The organism is Mycolicibacterium doricum (assembly GCF_010728155.1).
In the GTDB taxonomy this organism is placed as follows: Bacteria; Actinomycetota; Actinomycetes; order Mycobacteriales; family Mycobacteriaceae; genus Mycobacterium; species Mycobacterium doricum.
In genome coordinates this window covers 1,030,372-1,047,431 of the sequence record NZ_AP022605.1, presented here as the reverse complement: position 1 = coordinate 1,047,431, position 17,060 = coordinate 1,030,372, and the positions used below count along the sequence as shown (strand labels likewise).

Annotated in this window: 17 protein-coding genes, 2 pseudogenes and 1 other annotated feature; of the genes and pseudogenes, 5 read left to right on the top strand and 14 right to left on the bottom strand. The window is 64.4% G+C overall.

Annotation, left to right across the window (positions count from 1 at the left end):
* Positions 1 to 52: 52 nt before the first annotated feature.
* Together G6N07_RS05200 and G6N07_RS05195 are read right to left on the bottom strand one after the other, a co-directional pair.
* A complete protein-coding gene (locus G6N07_RS05200; RefSeq protein ID WP_165756771.1) occupies positions 53 to 340 on the bottom strand; it encodes a DUF4873 domain-containing protein in 288 nt (95 codons plus the stop codon).
* Positions 337 to 1,254: an AurF N-oxygenase family protein gene (locus G6N07_RS05195; RefSeq protein ID WP_085192026.1), complete on the bottom strand. Its 918-nt coding sequence runs from the start codon at positions 1,252 to 1,254 to the stop codon at positions 337 to 339. Before G6N07_RS05195 ends, G6N07_RS05200 begins: the two co-directional genes overlap by 4 nt.
* A gap of 157 nt (positions 1,255 to 1,411) precedes the next feature.
* Between G6N07_RS05195 and G6N07_RS05190 the strand changes: the two genes are divergently transcribed.
* The gene (locus tag G6N07_RS05190; RefSeq protein ID WP_085192027.1) at positions 1,412 to 2,044 is read left to right on the top strand and encodes a TetR/AcrR family transcriptional regulator; all 633 of its coding nucleotides are present in this window, start codon (positions 1,412 to 1,414) and stop codon (positions 2,042 to 2,044) included.
* A 70-nt stretch (positions 2,045 to 2,114) separates the two neighbouring features.
* Here G6N07_RS05190 and G6N07_RS05185 read toward each other — a convergent pair whose 3' ends face one another.
* Both G6N07_RS05185 and G6N07_RS05180 read right to left on the bottom strand, forming a co-directional pair.
* Complete coding sequence (locus G6N07_RS05185) at positions 2,115 to 3,140, bottom strand: cation diffusion facilitator family transporter (RefSeq protein WP_085192028.1); 1,026 nt, start codon at positions 3,138 to 3,140, stop codon at positions 2,115 to 2,117.
* The gene (locus tag G6N07_RS05180) at positions 3,137 to 3,553 is read right to left on the bottom strand and encodes an ArsR/SmtB family transcription factor (protein ID WP_133055555.1); all 417 of its coding nucleotides are present in this window, start codon (positions 3,551 to 3,553) and stop codon (positions 3,137 to 3,139) included. Before G6N07_RS05180 ends, G6N07_RS05185 begins: the two co-directional genes overlap by 4 nt.
* A 99-nt stretch (positions 3,554 to 3,652) precedes the next feature.
* Between G6N07_RS05180 and G6N07_RS05175 the strand changes: the two genes are divergently transcribed.
* Positions 3,653 to 4,018: a SpoIIAA family protein gene (locus G6N07_RS05175; protein WP_179960023.1), complete on the top strand. Its 366-nt coding sequence runs from the start codon at positions 3,653 to 3,655 to the stop codon at positions 4,016 to 4,018.
* A gap of 62 nt (positions 4,019 to 4,080) precedes the next feature.
* On the opposite strand, the gene G6N07_RS05170 is transcribed toward G6N07_RS05175, so the two are convergent.
* From G6N07_RS05170 to G6N07_RS05165, 3 genes are all read right to left on the bottom strand, one after another.
* Positions 4,081 to 4,542, bottom strand: a complete 462-nt coding sequence (locus G6N07_RS05170; RefSeq protein WP_235849841.1) for a hypothetical protein — start codon at positions 4,540 to 4,542, stop codon at positions 4,081 to 4,083.
* Positions 4,543 to 4,569: 27 nt separating this feature from the next.
* Positions 4,570 to 4,701, bottom strand: a complete 132-nt coding sequence (locus G6N07_RS20670; RefSeq protein WP_263858025.1) for a hypothetical protein — start codon at positions 4,699 to 4,701, stop codon at positions 4,570 to 4,572.
* A 105-nt stretch (positions 4,702 to 4,806) separates the two neighbouring features.
* Entirely contained in the window at positions 4,807 to 6,408 is a 1,602-nt protein-coding gene (locus G6N07_RS05165) for a hypothetical protein (protein WP_197913015.1), read from the bottom strand.
* A gap of 4 nt (positions 6,409 to 6,412) precedes the next feature.
* Between G6N07_RS05165 and G6N07_RS05160 the strand changes: the two genes are divergently transcribed.
* Entirely contained in the window at positions 6,413 to 6,754 is a 342-nt protein-coding gene (locus G6N07_RS05160; RefSeq protein ID WP_133055556.1) for a hypothetical protein, read from the top strand.
* A gap of 19 nt (positions 6,755 to 6,773) precedes the next feature.
* Here the strand turns inward: G6N07_RS05160 and G6N07_RS20920 are convergent, their stop codons facing one another.
* The 7 genes and pseudogenes from G6N07_RS20920 to G6N07_RS05125 all read right to left on the bottom strand — a co-directional run bounded on the left by G6N07_RS20920 (position 6,774) and on the right by G6N07_RS05125 (position 13,934).
* Entirely contained in the window at positions 6,774 to 7,247 is a 474-nt protein-coding gene (locus tag G6N07_RS20920; RefSeq protein ID WP_404822151.1) for a nucleotide-binding domain-containing protein, read from the bottom strand.
* A 136-nt stretch (positions 7,248 to 7,383) separates the two neighbouring features.
* Positions 7,384 to 8,170, bottom strand: a pseudogene (gene istB / locus G6N07_RS05150) (IS21-like element helper ATPase IstB).
* 14 nt (positions 8,171 to 8,184) lie between these two features.
* Positions 8,185 to 9,810 (bottom strand): IS21 family transposase, encoded by a 1,626-nt coding sequence (istA, locus tag G6N07_RS05145; protein WP_085187172.1) that lies wholly within the window; start codon positions 9,808 to 9,810, stop codon positions 8,185 to 8,187.
* Positions 9,811 to 9,919: 109 nt separating this feature from the next.
* Positions 9,920 to 10,801 carry an SMODS domain-containing nucleotidyltransferase gene (locus G6N07_RS05140; protein WP_163784096.1) on the bottom strand — a complete coding sequence of 294 codons (882 nt, stop codon included), beginning with the start codon at positions 10,799 to 10,801 and terminating at the stop codon, positions 9,920 to 9,922.
* Positions 10,798 to 11,472 (bottom strand): type I restriction-modification system subunit M N-terminal domain-containing protein, encoded by a 675-nt coding sequence (locus tag G6N07_RS20915; RefSeq protein WP_372507559.1) that lies wholly within the window; start codon positions 11,470 to 11,472, stop codon positions 10,798 to 10,800. Before G6N07_RS20915 ends, G6N07_RS05140 begins: the two co-directional genes overlap by 4 nt.
* 156 nt (positions 11,473 to 11,628) lie before the next feature.
* Positions 11,629 to 12,078: a hypothetical protein gene (locus tag G6N07_RS05130; RefSeq protein WP_235849956.1), complete on the bottom strand. Its 450-nt coding sequence runs from the start codon at positions 12,076 to 12,078 to the stop codon at positions 11,629 to 11,631.
* A gap of 203 nt (positions 12,079 to 12,281) precedes the next feature.
* Entirely contained in the window at positions 12,282 to 13,934 is a 1,653-nt protein-coding gene (locus G6N07_RS05125) for an alpha/beta hydrolase (protein WP_085192933.1), read from the bottom strand.
* A 308-nt stretch (positions 13,935 to 14,242) separates the two neighbouring features.
* Here G6N07_RS05125 and G6N07_RS05120 point away from each other — a divergent pair.
* Together G6N07_RS05120 and G6N07_RS05115 are read left to right on the top strand one after the other, a co-directional pair.
* A pseudogene (locus tag G6N07_RS05120) lies at positions 14,243 to 15,511 on the top strand (IS3 family transposase).
* Positions 14,543 to 14,674: a sequence feature (AL1L pseudoknot), on the top strand. It overlaps the preceding pseudogene by 132 nt.
* 251 nt (positions 15,512 to 15,762) lie before the next feature.
* Positions 15,763 to 17,007: an alpha/beta hydrolase gene (locus G6N07_RS05115; protein WP_163784094.1), complete on the top strand. Its 1,245-nt coding sequence runs from the start codon at positions 15,763 to 15,765 to the stop codon at positions 17,005 to 17,007.
* Positions 17,008 to 17,060 lie beyond the last annotated feature (53 nt).

Below are 17,060 nucleotides of genomic sequence, written 5' to 3'. Positions count from 1 at the left end.
AAACGATAATCGCCGCTCCACCCGACGGGCACAACGACCCGTCAGGTGACGCTCAGACCGGCGAAAGGTCGTATGGAGGGGCACCCACGCCGCTGACCATGAGTTGCCCGGACGGGATCTTCTCCACGAGCCGCACCGCGGCGCTGCGGTTTCCGATCCGCAACTGCGCGGGCCTACCCGCCTGGACGTCCTCGGGCGCACCGTAGGCGAGGCCCTGCCAGTGGTACCGGCCGTCGATCGGGCTCAGGTGACCGGTGAGGCGGACCCGGACCGGGCAGCGTACTCCGGCGACGTCCAGTTCGGCGTCGCCGTCGAAGACACCGCCCTCATCCACGGTCACAGGAAGTTGCTCCGCTTCCACATCCACCGGCCGATCCGGCTCATCAACCCGACCTCTTCGAGGAACGCCGCCAGCGGCGCGAATCCGTCCCGCATCGCCTGGTGGAAGTGCGGGTTGCTGCGGGCCTGCCGGCGTGCCTCCCGGGGGTCGAGTCCGAGGCGGCGATACACCGCGCGGTTGGTGAACAGATACCGGTAGAACGGCCCACCGGCACCGTGGATCGTGGCGAGCAGGTACCGGTTGACCGGGCGCATGGTGGGGACGGCCCGGCGGGCACCGTCGCGCGCGAACTGGATGTGGCGCGCCTCCTCGGTGACGTGAATCCGCATGATGCGCCGCACGATCGGCTGAATCTCGGGATCGTCGAGGATCCGGCGCTGCAACGCGTCGAAGATCTCCTCACCGACGAGCGCGGCGATCCACAGCACCGATTTCTGGAACACCAGCGGCAGTGTGTTGATGATCATGCGCTGCATGCGGTTGGGCTGGAACGGTTTTCCGCCGACTGCCTCGATGGTGCGCCCGAACATGACCATGTGGCGGGTCTCGTCACCGAGTTCGGTGAGCGAGTAGTGGGTCGACGGCGACGTGACGTCGGCGTGCATGAGGCCGCGCAGCAGCGCCTGGTTGAGGATGTTCTCGAACCAGACCCCGGCCGACAGCAGGTTGATGAACTCCTGGCGCGACAGTTCGATCTGCTGCTCGCGGGTCATCTCGGACCAGAGCGGAGTGCCGTACAACGACACCACCCGGGGCGGGAGGAAGAACTGATCCGGAACGACCGGTGTGTCCCAGTCGATGTCGACCACGGGGGCGTACGACTTCTTGGCCGACCCCCGGAGCAGTCGCTCGGAGAATTCGTCGCGACTGGGAACGGTCCCCGTCGAAGAAGCCCGATCGATGGTGCTGGCCATGAGAAGCCTCCTGCTGGTCCTGGGTGCCCAAGGCATCGAGTGCCATCTGAACCAAAGATACATTCGCGGTTAGTTTGTATCAATAGCGGCGGGTGCACGCTCTACACTGCGACCCAGCACCGTCGTCCCCGGGCGCGTCCATGTCAAGGAGACACCGATGAAGTACAGCGGGCTGCTCGCCAAAGCGGTGCAGCGCTTCGGGTCGCCGACGGCAGAAGGCAATGCCGAGCGCATCCTCGACGCCGCGTTGAAGCAATTCGAGCTCCTGGGCATCCGCCGCGCCACGGTCGAGGACATCACCCGCCGATCCGGGTTGGCGCGCGTCACGCTGTACCGTAACTTCGCCAACAAGGACGCCGTCGTCGAGGCCGTGCTGTTACGGGAACTCGAGCGGTTCCTGTCCGACCTCGCCGCCGGGGCCGGCGGCTACGCCGACGCGGAAGACAAACTGGTCGAAGGGTTCGTGCTCACGCTGACCACGCTGCGCGGCCACGCGCTTCTACAGCGGTTGCTGGCCACCGAACCCGACACCGTGCTGCCGTTCCTGACGGTCGAGGGTGAGAGCGTCATCCGGACGGCCTCCTCATTCCTGGCCCATCAACTCGCGGTGGCGTTGCCCGACGACAGCCGTTCGCAGATCGAGTTACTCGAGGTTGCCGAGGTCACCGTCCGGGTCATCGTGTCGTTCGTGTTGACGCCGTCGCAGAATGTCGCCCTCGGTGACGACGACGCCGCCCGGTCGTTCGCGCGCCGCTACCTCGTCCCCCCGCTGCTGGGGTTGGCGCGCTAGCCGACTGGCGATACGAACTTGCGGTGCCGTGGCTACGGGCTCGTCGCGCTCGCGGCGCCGGGGCCGCTGTTCACCCACCACCACGGCGAGCCGAATCCGTCGCCGGATAGGCGTGCACCAGTGCCGAAGACAGTTTCGGGACGGCATGAGTCAGCGTGTGCTCGGCTTCGTGTGCGATGCGGTGCGCGTCGGCGAGGCTGGTGGCGGGGTCGATGTCGAGTTCGGCGTCGGCGTGCAGCCGGTGACCGACCCACCGCATCCGCACGGCACGCACGTCGGTGACGCCGGGCTCAGCGGCGAGCGCGGCCTCGGCCATGTCGACCAGTTCTGGTTCCACACCGTCCATGAGGCGGCGGAAGACGTCGCGCACCGCGGTGCCCAGAACGGCGAGGATGGCGACCGTGATGACCAAGCCGATGATGGGGTCCGCCAGCGGAAACCCCAAGGCGACGCCGCCGGCGCCGACAAGCACCGCCAGTGAGGTGAACCCGTCGGTGCGTGCGTGCAGCCCGTCAGCGACCAGGGCGACCGAGCCGATGCGACGCCCGACCCGGATGCGGTACAGCGCAACGAGTTCGTTGCCGATGAACCCGACCAGACCGGCGGCGCCCACCCACCCGACGTTCTCGATCGGCGCCGGTTCGATGAGGCGCCGGATCGATTCGACCCCGGCCACGACGGCCGACAGGGCGATCATCGCGACGACGAACAGCCCGGCGATGTCCTCGGCGCGACCGAATCCATAGGTGTAGCGCCGGGTGGCGGCCTTGGTGCCGACCATGAATGCGATCCACAGCGGGATGGCGGTGAGGGCGTCGGAGAAGTTGTGGATGGTGTCGGCGAGCAGCGCGACCGACCCGGAGATCATCACGATCACCAACTGCGCTAGCGAGGTCGCGCCGAGAGCGAGCAGGCTGATCTTCACCGCCCGAATGCCGGCTGCGCTGGACTCCAGCGCGTCGTCGATGCTGTCGGAGGCGTCGTGGCTGTGCGGAGCGAACACCTCGCGGATCGCGGTACCCAGCTTGCCCCCACGATGCTCATGAAAGTGGTCGTGGTCGCGGCTGTGGTGCGCGCGCTTGAATTCGTGGGTCATCCGCGTCGTCCGTTCCTCGATGGATAGGCGGCGGGAACGTCCGCGTGCAAGGCGGCGAGGTCGGACGCGTCACGGTGATGACCGGGGACGCCCGGCCCGGCATGCTCGGCATTGAAGACCGCGTCGGTGACCAACTGCGCGACGTGGTTGTTGTCCAGGCTGTAGTAGATGGTGGTGCCCTCCCGGCGGGTGCGGACCAGTCGCGCCATGCGCAGTTTCGCCAGGTGCTGCGAAACCGACGGGGCCGGCTTCCCAACGTGGGAGGCGAGGTCGTTGACCGATTTCTCGTGACTCACCAACGCCCAGAGAATCTGCACGCGGGTGGGGTCGGCCAACATCCGGAAGACCTCGGCCACGAGGTTCGCCTCGTCGTCGGGCAGGCACCGACCGCATCGCGCGCTATCTGCATTCATACGCAGATAATAGACCGGCTCGACCGGGTCGAACACCACGTCCCCTGGCCACGGCGCGAATATCGGCCTACCGTCGCCCCAGGGGTATTGGAGGTTCCCATTATCGAGGTACTGCAGGACATGCCCGCCGGCGTCGCCGGTATCCGGGTGTCAGGGCGTGTCACCGCCAACGATTTCCACCAGTTCACACCGGCCCTGGACCGGATGCTGGACACCGACGAAATCCGCTTCGTCGAGGTCATCGGGTCTGACTACGAGGGTTTCGGCCCCGGCGGGCTGCTCGCCGATGTCAAGCAGGGCTTCAGGACGATCAAGCACCTTCGCGGGTTTAAACGCACTGCCGTGGTCACCGACAAGGAGTGGATCGGCCACACCCTGCACGCGCTGGCCTGGATGATTCCCGGCGAGGTGGCGCTGTTCGGTCTCGACCAGATAGACGCCGCCAAACAGTGGGCGGCGAGCTGAGCCGCAAGCGCTAGCCCTTCCCGCAGCAACCGGCGAGCCAGTGATTGGTCACATCGTGAACCTCAGGTTGCGAGCGGCGCGGTCGCCGAGCTCGTCGTCGCCCGTCCAGCTGATCGCACCGGAGTCGATCTGCTCCTGCGGGTCGATGCGCCCGCACGCGAGCTGGATGAACGTCTGGAGTCCGCAGTCACTGTGACGTCCGGGCGCTCGACGTGGTCGACCCGCGCAGCCCGTCCGTCGACGGCGACGTGGAGGCGACGGGCGAGTGGTCCGGTGAGGTGGAATGTGAGGCTCTTGCCGTCGTGCAAGCCCACCCACTTGCCGACGTTGTAGCCGATCGAGTTCTCCACCTGTTCCAGCGCGATCTCCGCAGCGACTCCGCCGTGGTCGGTGTCCCGGCCGAGCGGCGTTGTGATGTCACGCTCGTGCACCCAGAAGTCGAAGACCCGGATCGCCAGGAAGCGACCGTACGTGCCGGGGCCGACGGGCATCCAGGACGGGCGGGCCTGATCTTCGTCCGTCAAGGCGGCTCAACACGACGCCGCCGGTCGTCAGACGCCATGCACCTTGTCGACGTACGGTGTCTCGTCGGCGAGGAACCCGCCGGCCCGCTCGAACGGCGGTGGGGTCTTGTCGTCGTCGGGCCCTCTTGGCGGCGAGAAGCTTCCAGGCGGTCGTTGCATTGAGAATGTTCCCATCGGGGATGAAACCGGCCCCCGGAGAGGCTCCGAGGGCCGTTCTACCTAGCGAACCTTGGTCGCTAGAGCTTTGAGAGCTGTCTTGAGTTTTCAGGCTGCGTTTGCCAGGATGCGCGCCTGGCCCATAGTTTCGGTGATGTGAATATCGATGTTCTGCAACGCTTTTCGTATCGGTGGTGGAGCTGGCGGCTGGTCGGCGGCCAGTAGCGGTCGTAGCAGCCGGTCGTGGACTTTGGTGTAGAAGATCGCAAACCGCAGTCCGTCGCTGGTGAGGCGGTAGCGATTCTTGCCCGGAACCCGGGTGATCAAGCCGTTGGTCCGCAGCCGAGCCAGGTCGTAGCTGGCCTGGTTCATCGTGTAGGGCGTACCGCCCAGCAGTCCGGTCATCAAGGCGCGCAGGCTCTTGTTGGTGATGCCGGTGACGGCGAGCACGCTGGTGCATAGGGCGCCGGCCAGGGCTTGGACCCGAGGGTCGCCGAACCGCAAGGCCGGGGCCCTCCTGCCATCCTCGGTGAGGGTGGGCTGGGCGATCCGCTCAAAGGCTGGACTCGCCAGGACGCAGCCCTGACCGACACGTTCAGTATCGAGCAGGGCGGTGTTGACCGCCCGGGCGCGGGTGTGCAGCTCATCGAGATGAGCCAGGCGCCGCAGACAGCCCAGGTCGGCGGGGTCGTTGATGACGGTCTCGATCCGCAGCGCGCGGCCGTCCTTCAGATACTGCTTGATGCGGGAGTGCCGGTAGAAAGCGTTGACGTTGACCTCGGTGCCGTAGGTGACGATCTTGGTCTTGAATTGACCGGCCGCCGGTCGACCGCGGCGTTGGCCGCGTTTGAAGATCAGCTCGATGAGTTCCGGGCGGCCGATGTCGAGGTTGTCGGTGACCAAGGCCTCGAAGAACCCGCGAGCGTGCCGGGGTGCGTCGAACACCAGGGTGCGTGAAGTCTCGATTTGGCGCATCGACAGTTCCCACCAATACCCTGCGGCGCGGTCATGCTCGGTCAGCGGCAGCGGCAGGATCGACCACCACCGTTCGGCGAACACCTGGATCGTTCCCGGGCCGAGCCGATCGCAGATCGCCTGCAACGCGGCGGGATCGTCACAGGTGGCGAACCCGTTGGACAGCTCGGTGAACCCAATGCCGGCCTTGGTGGCCTGCCGTTTGGCCCACTCATGTCCATTGACCCAGATCTTCATCGGATACGGGAAGTAGGCGCAGATCTTCACAAACGCCGGCCCGAAATCATCGTCCCAGAGGTAAAAGTAAAAACAGGTGACCCGGCGCTGGGCCTTGGTGAAGGAGAACCACACGCCCGTGGTATGTCCGGTGCGCTTGTTCGCCACAAACACCGGCGCGAACTCCTGCGCCACCCCGATCGCGGCTACCCCCGACCGACCGGTTGCCGCCTGTCGGGCCAGGTACGGCCGCATCCGATCGATCTTGCGGTCGTCCTTTCCGAACCGCACCACCGGGATCTTGTTGTCGCCGGCGAACCGGTCCACCGCCCTGCGGAACCCGGTGCCGATCTTCTCCATGATCGCCGGCGACGGAATCGGATAACCCAGATGCGCGGTCATGAACGACACCACCTGACCACCCACCTGCAGATTCGGCACATAGCCGTTCAGATAAATGCGATCCATGCACTCCAGATCGAGCGCCACATAACCGTCGAGCACATCATTCACAGTCACCGGCTTGTCCATGACCCTGAGCGTGACCGCAGCTCACGCTCCCAACAAGACCCCAGACTCGGCGGTCAGAGGCGAAGCCTCACTGGTAGCCCTGGGCCGATTCAGTCCGAGCAATGAATCGCCTGATCAGGACGACAGCGCACATGCGAAGGCCAAGGATCGGTTCGACACACCACCGCGCAAGCGCCAGCGACTGACCGCCAGGTTGCGAGCCGACGTCGTCGCTGCCTACGTGACGGGACAGACAAGCAGGCAAGTAGCTGAGACGTTCGATCTCGGCAAGAGCACGGTACTCGGAATCCTGAAAGATGCAGGAGTAGTACGTCCGCAGGGTCTCAAGTACTGAGGTTGTTCGGTATCGACAGCTATCGTCGGAACACCGGGAACTTCCGCGAGAATACGTTGACCCTGAAGGGCTCGGACTGTGCGATGACTCGCCCACCTCGAACCATGAACGCCTCAATGATGTGTGCGCCTGTGTAGGCGGCGGATTCGTGATTAATGGAGGGGTTGTCGCCTGGAGATTTGCAGTCGGGTCCCTTGCCCCTGAAGAAGTCACCCCGCAACTGTTTGACTCCGGTCTCGCGTGCGTGGGCACCCGTGTTAGTCACGCGCCACCAGATCGAGGCGCCGCTATCTCCCGAGGTGAGCGCGCGAAATCGAAGCGTGGTTTGAGCCGACGCAAAAATGGGTGGCCCTCCGCTGCGATAGTCGCGAAACTTACCCTTTCGCCCCCTTAGCTTCTGCACGCTGATACGAACCGAGCAGTCGGGCCGAAGGTCGACGACCCAATCCTTCGTGCGCGGGTGCTTAGCGTGCGACCTGTCCCCGACCTCCATACTGAGCTCATCGCTGGTGACAACCGGGAAAGCGTTGCCAAAAATCTCGTTCCACTTCTCGCACGCTTCGACGAGTGTCGCTTGCCAGGGTGATGGGACCACCTGGTTGCCAGTGGGATGGGACCACCGTGGCGCGTTATTGAGGATGCTCGTCGGGGTGGTCTGGGTCAAGCCGGCCGCCGCGGGTCCGTTGGCGGTAGGACGGTCCTTCGATGACGAGGGTGTGGGCGGTGGCGGTCAGCCGGTCGATCGCCGATTGGGCCAGCAGGGTGTCGGCGGTCATGGTCAGCCATTCGGCGGGTTCGCGGTTGGAGGTCACGATGGTGGTTTTGGTGCGGTGGCGTTCGACGACGATTTCGTAGAAGTCGCTGGTCTCGGTGGCGTCGAGGGGCCGCAGCGCGAAGTCGTCGATGATGAGGACGTCGGTGGCGGCCAGTCGGCGGATTTCGGTGTCGACGGTGTTGTCGAGGCGGGCGGCGCGCAGCCTGGTGAACAGCTTGTCGGCACGGCCGAACAGGACGGTGTGTTTGCGGCGGATTGCTATGTGTCCCAGGGCTGTTGCTAGGTGGGTCTTGCCGACGCCGACGGGTCCGAGGATGATCGCTGACTGGCCGGCGTCGAGGAATCTCAGTGAGGTGAGGTCGCCGAGTAGGGTGCGGTCATAGCGCAGGTCGTGTTGTGCGGTCCAGGTGTCCAAACGCATGCCCGGGTCGAGTCCGGCTTTGGTGGCTCGTAGTGCTGCTGAACGGGATTCGCGGCGGGACACTTCGTCGGCGAGCAGTGTTTCGAGGAATCCGATGTGGCTGAGTTTGTGTTGGCGGGCCAGGGCGGCGCGTTCGGGGCAGGGTGTCGGCCAGCGCGCCGAGTTTGAGGGTTTTGAGCAGTCGGGTCAGGTCAGCGCCGACCGGGTCGGCGGGGGGCACGGTGGGTGGTCATGTCAGCAGGTCTCCTCGGAATCGATAACGGGCACTACGGTCAATGATGTTGTGGTGACGTTGAATTCGGATGGGTTGCGGGTGAACCGGGTGGCTGTTTGGCCGACTGCTTGCGGTAGTGTCGGGGCGGTGTTCTCGGTGGCGCGTTGCAGCATGGAGGCGATCTTGTTGACCGAGACGACGTCGAGGTCCAGCGATAAGGAGCATGCTTGTTCGACGCGCTGCGCGCCGTAGCGGCGCACCAGGCCTTGGAGCCGGTAGACGGTGCGCATCCGGGTCCAGGGCAGCGGGTCATCGAGGATGCGTTCGGCGTAGATCCCGATATTGGGGCCGTGCGCCGCGCACGCGGCGATCAACGCCGCCAGGTCCCGCAGCGCGTAACCCGCTTTGTGTTCGGGCAGGTCAGCACGGTCGGTGCTGCGGCCACCGGCCGGCTGGCGAGGATGGACTTTCACCAGCGTGGCGCGGTGATAGAACTTCACCAGCTCACTGTCGGCGCGTACGTCCAACGTGTGCCCGATCCAGCACTCGGGCAGCGAATACAGGGCTTTGGCGACTTCGGCGTGGAAATCGCGGTGTACCTTGACCGCTTTGAACATCGGCACGTCATAGGTCCCCGGCACCGTGAGTAGCGTCGGTTGTTCTTCGGCGGTGAACACCTCCAGGGGACGTGCGCAGGTGGTGCCGTGGATGCGGGTACCGGCAGTGCGCGCACACCAAGTCATCACAGCCTGCTGCGCCTGTTCGAGACTGGTGAATGTTTCACCGTCCCAGAAGTTTCGGCGCACATACTGCACAGTCCGCTCCACCCGCGGCTTGTCTTTGGGGGAGCGAACCCGGGCCGGGTCGGTGAGGAATCCGGCATGACCGGCGTAGTCGAGCCACCCGCGGGTGAACTGCGGGTTGACCGCATCGGCGGCGGCGATCACCGGCTTGAGATTGTCGGGGATCAGCACCGCGAACACGCCGCCGAAGAATCCCCACGCCGCCTGGCACCCGGCGATCACCGCCGCCAGGGTCTGCGAATACGACAACCACACGAACATGTGCCGGGAATAGACGGCGGTGAAGATCAACGCGTGCACCTTGCGGCGCCGCCCATCAGCAGCATCGGTGAGCATCCCCAGATAGCCGAAATCGATCTGGCATTCCACCCCCGGATCACCATCAGCGACCCGCACCGTGGTGCCCTTGCGGCCGAAACCGCAACGCTCACTGGCGAATCGGTGCAACGTCCGATACGGAACCACACACCCCTGCCGGGCCAGCAACGTCTCAATCTTGGTGATCGTCAACGGCCGCTGCTCACCATCGCCGGCCACCCAAACTTTGATCTGCTCCTCGAACCCCAACAGCTGCTCCCAGGCGGCGCCGTGACCATCTGGGCGGGCAGGACGCACCGCGTCGGCGACCACCCCGATCAACCCGTCATCGAGGGCGCTGACATCGCCGTCGCGGCGCAGCCCGGCTGCCTGCGCGGCCTCCACGTAGCGGCGCACCGTTTTGCGGTCCACGCCGCAATGCGCGGCGATCGTGCGGTACCCCGGCTCCGGCGGTAGCCCCGCCACCCCCAGCCACACCCGCAGCACTTCCCTGATCTCGTTCACACTGACCTCCCGAAAAACCATGCCCGCCGCCCTCCGTGACTTGAGCTGTCACAGCGATCGAACGAACAAACGAAGAGACCACCGACGCGACGCGCCGGTGGTCCCATAACTGGCAATCCAGGTGGTCCCATCACCCTGGCAAAATCAGGTCACACTGGTCCCAAGCTCCTGGCAAACGACAGACGAGTGTGTCTGCTTCATCCGCCTCGCTCGCGAGTTCAGCTGCCGACTCGAGCTCGGTCTTGAAGTTTAGGAGATCGGTATCGCTCCAGCGAGCAGCAAGGTCCTCCGACTCCAGCACTGGATTGAGCACTTCGGGGGCGGACTCAAGATCTTTGAGTTCCTCATGCATTCCGGCGAAAGTTACGGCAACCCGCCTAGCATCGTCGTCGATGTCCGCTGGCATGTACTCCGAGATGAGGACCTGCAACACGATGGATTTGACCGCCTTACGAACGTCCTGCTGTTCGTCGCGCCACCGTTTGAACATCATAACGGTGCGCTGGAAACGCTCTCCCTGCCCGCTACACCAGTCGGTGTACTCGCCCGGCGCGGTGCCGTGCCATCCACTTCCCTTGCGTGGTGCCTCATACGGTGCGTCATGCTCGTCACTCGTCGAGACTCGCAGCGGAATGACGTCAACGTGGAAGCCGCCGATCACCTCGTCCGCGTGCGTCACGCGGACACACGGCTTCCGTTCCATGATCATGTCCTTGTATCGACTGTCCTCAAGCTTTTCGAATAGATCATGGATCGCTTCGGTCGCGCCCTCCTCGCTGTCGGCCGACACAACAACGATGTCAATGTCGTATTCACCGCCCTCTACCGGTCGGACGGCGGTGTTGTTGGCGTACGAGCCCTGAACAAACACATCGTCTTCACTCAAGTCGTACGACTCCTTGAGGAGCTTCGTCAGCGACGTACGCGCGCTCTCAATACGTTCGACCTGCGTCTGCTTGAGCTTGATCGCATCCGCAAACTCGGCAAACTGGGTGGAGGTGTCCGTCTTCATCGGCCGTCCTCGCGGTTACGCCACCAAACGGCGGGCCATCGCCATGGCTGCAGTGACAAATGCGACCGTACGTCAAGCAAATAGTTATCCATCGCCGACGACGGGATCTTCGGATGGTTGGTGTCAGGATCGGCGTTCCCTGATCTCCCTCTCGCCTCCCACGCGGTTTGAAGATCGCCCTTCGTCGCACCTTTGATCACTGTAACCAGGCGCCTAAAGCTCCGACGCATATACCTCGATTCGCTGCCGATCCAGCCCTCGTAGTAATCGAGTCGCTCCTGCAGTTCGTGAAATCGGTCGATGAGCACTCGGTCGTGCTCCTTCGAGTTATCCCTGCGACGCACCCGATACACCATCTCGCGCCACTCCAGCGCCACACGGAACGCCTCGCCGTACATTTGGCGACGTCGGTCACGGCCAATAAGGACACGCGCGATGAACGCAGACAGAACCGCGACCAACACCGCACTGACCAGTGCGATGTCGTCGAACGAACCGCCTTCGGGTACGTCGATCAGACTGTTCGAATCAGCCTTCGCTTTGTCCGAGACGTATTTCACGAATAGCAGCGTCAAAATGTAGTCCTTATATTGCGAAGCGTCCATTCCGCCACGCAGCTGATCACAGCTCGCCCATAGCGATGCGTAAAGATCCGACTTTTTGAGCGCCACTATGGGCCTCCCTTTTTTGCCATTCTGCATCCTGTGATGATTTTAGCATTGGCTAGTCGTATTCGCTATGAAGTATCCGGATTTAAGCTATTCCCCAAACAATTCCACATGAATTACTGAGATTCTGCATCGTAGAGACATATCCGGTGTTCGCCGTCAGGCGGGATTGACCACCAAGGGAAACGGAATCCCGTCCGCCGCGATCTCACCAGGGAAGCATGGCGATGAACCACTCAGCGTGGGCGCGTACCCCGGCCGGCCGGCCGTGACAATTTGCAGCCGGTAGCCGTCGGGTCCGTACCCGAACTCGTTCGGCGTCCTGAAGCCGTCTCGCTCGTAGACGTACCAGCCCCAGCTACGCCAGATATCACCGACCTGTCGCACGAGCGCATCGGCATTTATTCCGGCCGGGACGGTCAGGTCACCGGTGGTATGAAATCGTGTCGGGACATTCTTCGGGTCTTTCGGCTCGTCCTCGCACCAACTGTTGTGCCCGGAGCTGCCGTACCGCGTCGCATCCAGGACGCTTCCCTTCGGGAGCTGGCGCACGGTCCGCGTCAGGTAATCAAGCAAGGTGTCCTGCGCCTGCTGCTGGGACTGCGGCACGACGTCTTTTGGACTCCAACCGGGAGGGGGCGGTGGTGCGGATGTCACGGACGGACCTCCAATGTCAGTAGCGCCGGTTGGCGTCGGTGGGCCGAGCTTCCCGTCGTCACCGCAGCCGGCGGCGACGAGGGAGAGCAGCGTCAGGACTGCCGTGAATCGACGCCCGCGCGGCATCCGCCGACGCCCGTGTAGATGATCTGCACTCATGGCACGACCTTCGGAGGCGGCATGCCCGCGATGATCGCGCCCATATTGGCCAGCGCCGGATTGCCCTCGTCCCAGTAGCTGCTGTGGGCGGCGACCGACGGGATGTTCAGCACTTCAGGGCCGAGGGCGGGGCCGGGAGCAGCCTCGAGTTCGATCGCCCCAAATCCATCCCATGTCGGATTGGGACCGAGGGCCGCGCCGGCAACAAGGTGAATGATGTCGTGCTGCGCCCGGGTGGCGTACACCTGGCCACCCGGATCGAGGTTGAGTTCCGAGGCATGGCCCACCATCATGCCCGGACTGCCGACGCCGATCACGTTCTCGACGGCCAAGTGATGATCACCGGCACCGGCTGCCCCCACCAGCGTCGAGCCGTAACTATGTCCGATGACGGTGTCGATGGCGGCTGGGACGCCGTCAGCATGTGAAGCCTGCACCCCGTTCAAGTAGGCGTCCAAGGATCCGGCGCCATTGGTTGCGTAGCTCGTATCAGCTGCTTGGCCGAGATCCATTGGGCGGTCGTACCCCATCCACGTGGTGACGGAGACGTCGGCGCCTGTCAGGCTCGGATCGACATCGAGAGCCGCGTTATACATATCGAGCGACTTGCCGTCGCTGCCTGTGAAGGCCGCCATGTCCTGTCCCGTCCCCGGAACCAGCGTGGCGTTTCGGATGGCCGTATCCGGATTGCCGATCGAGACGGCGGCGTGGCCCTGGTCGTCGACGAGACCAAGGAAGCGCGGCACACCGTCTTTGCGACCGAGCGTTTCCGTCACCGCGTGGTAACCGTCCAACGTGTGGTTTGCCTTGTCCCACTGCTGCTTCCAGTCTCGCCACTGGCGCCAGTTCTGGTAGTCGCCCTTCGGGTTGGGCACCGTGCCGTTCGCCCACGCGGGATGTTCCGCCCGCAGCCGGTCCACCTCTGACTGACTGGTCTGCGTCAGCTCGCCGAGGTGCCTCTGGTTGAAGAGATTTTTGTCGGCGAACGGCATACCGGGGTGATTACCGACGCTGTGATCTTGCCGGTACAGGAACTCCTTTTGCTCCGGTGACAGCCTGTCCCACAGGTCGTTGAACTGCTGTGGGTCCTCGGGCAGCGGCCGCGAAAGCGCGTCCTGCAGCTCGGGGTCATTGGTGTGCGGGGTGTCGGGGATTGGCGCGTCACCGGTTGCCATAGCGATCGCTTGCGCCAGCTCCTGATCGGCGCGGGCAGCATCGGCCATGATGGCGTCAAGGCGCGGCTGCAGTTGCATTTGCTTGAGCATGACCTCCATCGGGTCGGCACCCTCCGCACCTGGCCCCGGCTCGATGCTGTTACTGACCGGATCGACCACCATGCCAAGGCTCTCGGCGTCCGCCCGCAGTTGAGCGAGATTTGACTTGACCTGCTCGACGTCGTCCGCCGCTCTGCTCGCCGCCTGAGCGACCGCTAACGCTTCTTGGCCGTGCGCATCGAGGTCCTTACGGGTCTGGTTGATCGCCTCCTTGGCCGCCTCCGATGCGTCGCCACCCCACGAGCCGAAGGCCGGCAACTCGGCGATACCGTTGGCGGCTTCAAACGCCGCCTCCGCCCGGCTACGCGTGGCATGGAAGACCTCGCGGACGTCACCGGCGTCCCAGCGGTCGATCTCCTCGACAGAAACGGTCACGGTGCGGGGCTAGAGGCCCATGTCTTCGGGGCGAATGGGCACCGGCGCCGACCTAAGGATAGTGGCTCTGACTCTAGCCGCCGTGCATCAGTTGCTCTTGGCTCGTACAGACAGCGGCGTGTGGGTCGCAACTGCAACACTTGATGCGTAGAGATAGCGCCCACAAAGAGATAGTGGGACGCCGCGCGACCACGGATGACTGGTTCCATCTCGAGGCAGGAAACGACGAACCATCGCGGCCAGCGAACGCTATGTGAATCGCCCTGGAAATGCTGGAGGCTCCTGACCTTGGAAACGAGGATGCAGGTATGCCGAAGGAACAGTCCCCAGGAAACCCGACGACACGTAGATACAGCTCGGAGGAGAAGGCCGCCGCGGTGCGGATGGTGCGGGCGCTGCGCGCGGAGTTGGGCACCACGCAGGGAACCGTGCAACGGGTGGCCCGCCAGCTCGGCTACGGCGTGGAGTCGGTGCGCATGTGGGTTGCGCCAGGCTGACATCGACGAGGGCCTGTCTCCCTGGGTGACGACTGCTGAATCGCAGCGGCTCAAAGAACTTGAGCAGGAGAACCGAGAACTCGAGCGCGCCAACGAGATACTCAAGCGGGCGGCGAGTTTCTTCGGGGCGGAGCTCGACCGCCAACACAAGAAATAGTCGACTTCATCGACGACAACCGCGCCGAGTTCGGGGTCGAGCCCATCTGCACCGTCCTGCGATCAGCAGGGGTGTCGGTGGCCCCGAGCACCTACTACGCGGCCAAGACCCGCGGTCCGTCGCAGCGGGCCTGCCGTGACGCCGTGCTGGGTCCGGCCCTGGTCGGGTTGTGGAGGGACAACTACTGCGTCTACGGGGCGCACAAGCTGTGGAAAACGGCACGCCGGGCCGGTCACGATGTGGGCCGCGATCAGGTCGCCCGGCTGATGCGGGCCGCCGGCATCGAAGGAGTCCGCCGCTGTAAACGGGTCCGCACCACCAAACCCGACCCCGCCGCGGCGCGGCATCCCGATCTGGTCAAGAGGGACTTCACCGCGACCGCACCGAATCAGTTGTGGGTGACCGACCTGACGTTCGTGCCGACCCGGGCCGGGGTGGCTTACGTCTGCTTCATCACCGACGTGTTCAGCCGGATGATCGTGGGATGGCGGGTCGCGTCGAACATGCGGACCACGATGGTGCTCGACGCGATCGAGATGGCCCGCTGGTCGCGTGGAATCACATTTCCTCACTTGCGATGTCACTCCGATGCCGGGTCACAAGGCGGATTCACCTCGGTCCGCTACGGTGAGCGCCTCGCCGAGATCGGCGCGGTACCCTCCATCGGATCGGTCGGGGACAGCTACGATAACGCCCTCGCCGAGACGGTGAACGGCTACTACAAGTCCGAGCTGATCTACGGGCCCGCCCGCACCGGGCCCTGGAAGACCGTCGAGGACGTCGAGCTGGCCACCCTCGGATGGGTGCACTGGCACAACACCAGCCGCCTCCACGGCTACCTCAACGACCAACTGCCCACAGAGTTCGAAGCCACTTTCTACGCTACGAAACGGACCGACCAACCCCTGGTCGAAATCCAATAGCCCGAGCCTCCACCAGAACCAGGGCGATTCATTCGAGGCGGCCGACGGCATTGCTGAGTTGCCTGCGTTCGGCACCTGGGGCGGCGATGCGTCGGCGGCAGCGAAAGAGGCAGTCGACGGGGTGCGCAAGGACCTCGACGCGCACGGGCAAAGGCTTTGGCGGTTGCCCAGGCGGCGGGCCGAGCCGCCGACGACGTCGAGCAGGTCAAGTCGGACTGGCGCAGCTGCGCGCCGAGGCGGAAGGCCTTGGCATGGTGGTCGATCCGGTAAGCAACACCATCGAGCCGGGGCCGGGCGCGACAGGCGCTGACCCGATGGAAGTCATGCTCAAGCGGATGCAGCTGCAGCCGCGCCTCGATGCCATCCTGGCGGACGCGGTGCGCGCCGACCAAGAGCTGGCCCGGGCGATCAGCATGGCGACCGGCGCCGAGCCCATACCCGACACGCCGCATACCAATGATCCAGCACTCCAGGATGCGCTGTCGCGGCCGATGCCCGAGGACCCACAGCAGTTCAACGATCTGTGGGAGAAGCTGGACCAGGAGGAGAAGGACTGGCTGTACGAGCGGGACCATTCGATCGGGAACCATCCCGGCATGCCGTTCGTTGACAAAAACCGTTACAACCGGATGTACCTCGACGAGTTGCAGGTGGCGAACCAAGCCGAGCTTGACCGTCTGCGCGCCGAGCATCCGGACTGGGCCAGCGGCGAGAGCGGGGCTCCCTCAGAGGAGTGGCAGAGCTGGAAAGCCGAGTGGGACGCGGCAAACCACACGCGCCACGGTTATGAAGAGATCGACAAGGCGCTTGCATCGCCCGATGGGTTGCCGCGCTACCTCGCCACTATCGATGACCAGGGCCATGCCGCGGTGTCGATCAACAATCCTGATACCGCCAAGCGCAATGCCACGTTTGTACCGGGCACCGGTCAGGATCTCACCCGCTTCGAGGGCAGCGCCGATAAGTCCGAGCAGATGCTGCAGGCCGCACTGCGGGCGGACCCAAATCTTCGGGTCGAAGACGTTTCGGTGACGACCTGGATGGGTTACGACCGGCCGATGAATCTGTGGGAGGCGGCCTCGCCGGACTATGCCCATGGTGGAGGCGACGATCTGGCGGCATTCCAGGCCGGAATGCGGGCATCGCATGACGACGGCGCTGCGGCTGGCCCGTCAGTCAACACGGTGATCGGTCATAGCTACGGCTCCACCCTGATGGGGGCCGCAGGGCTGGAGGGCAACCACCTCGACGCCAATAACCTTGTCGCCGTGGGCAGCCCAGGAATCCTCGCCGAGAATGCGAGCGATTTGAGTCTTGCTCCCGGCGCGAATCTTTTTGCGTCCCGAGCTGAAAACGACGTCATCGGCATCGCCACGTACGCCACTCTCGGCCCTGACCCTATGGCGCGCCAGTTCGGCGGCATCCCGTTTGAGGCGGCACCCGGGGCTGCCGGTCCGCTGGGCTTACCCACCGTCGACGCCCACAGCAGCTATTAAAGCGCCGGCAATCCGGCGCTGGATAACATGGGCCGCATCATCGCTGGAAGGAC

Coding starts and splice junctions, on each gene's coding strand:
- G6N07_RS05195 (WP_085192026.1), bottom strand. CDS start 1,254: ATGGCCAGCACCATCGATCGGGCTTCTTCGACGGGGACCGTTCCCAGT.
- G6N07_RS05190 (WP_085192027.1), top strand. CDS start 1,412: ATGAAGTACAGCGGGCTGCTCGCCAAAGCGGTGCAGCGCTTCGGGTCG.
- G6N07_RS05185 (WP_085192028.1), bottom strand. CDS start 3,140: ATGACCCACGAATTCAAGCGCGCGCACCACAGCCGCGACCACGACCAC.
- G6N07_RS05180 (WP_133055555.1), bottom strand. CDS start 3,553: ATGAATGCAGATAGCGCGCGATGCGGTCGGTGCCTGCCCGACGACGAG.
- G6N07_RS20670 (WP_263858025.1), bottom strand. CDS start 4,701: ATGCAACGACCGCCTGGAAGCTTCTCGCCGCCAAGAGGGCCCGACGAC.
- G6N07_RS20920 (WP_404822151.1), bottom strand. CDS start 7,247: ATGGAGGTCGGGGACAGGTCGCACGCTAAGCACCCGCGCACGAAGGAT.
- istA (WP_085187172.1), bottom strand. CDS start 9,810: ATGGTTTTTCGGGAGGTCAGTGTGAACGAGATCAGGGAAGTGCTGCGG.
- G6N07_RS05140 (WP_163784096.1), bottom strand. CDS start 10,801: ATGAAGACGGACACCTCCACCCAGTTTGCCGAGTTTGCGGATGCGATC.
- G6N07_RS05115 (WP_163784094.1), top strand. CDS start 15,763: ATGGTGGTCGATCCGGTAAGCAACACCATCGAGCCGGGGCCGGGCGCG.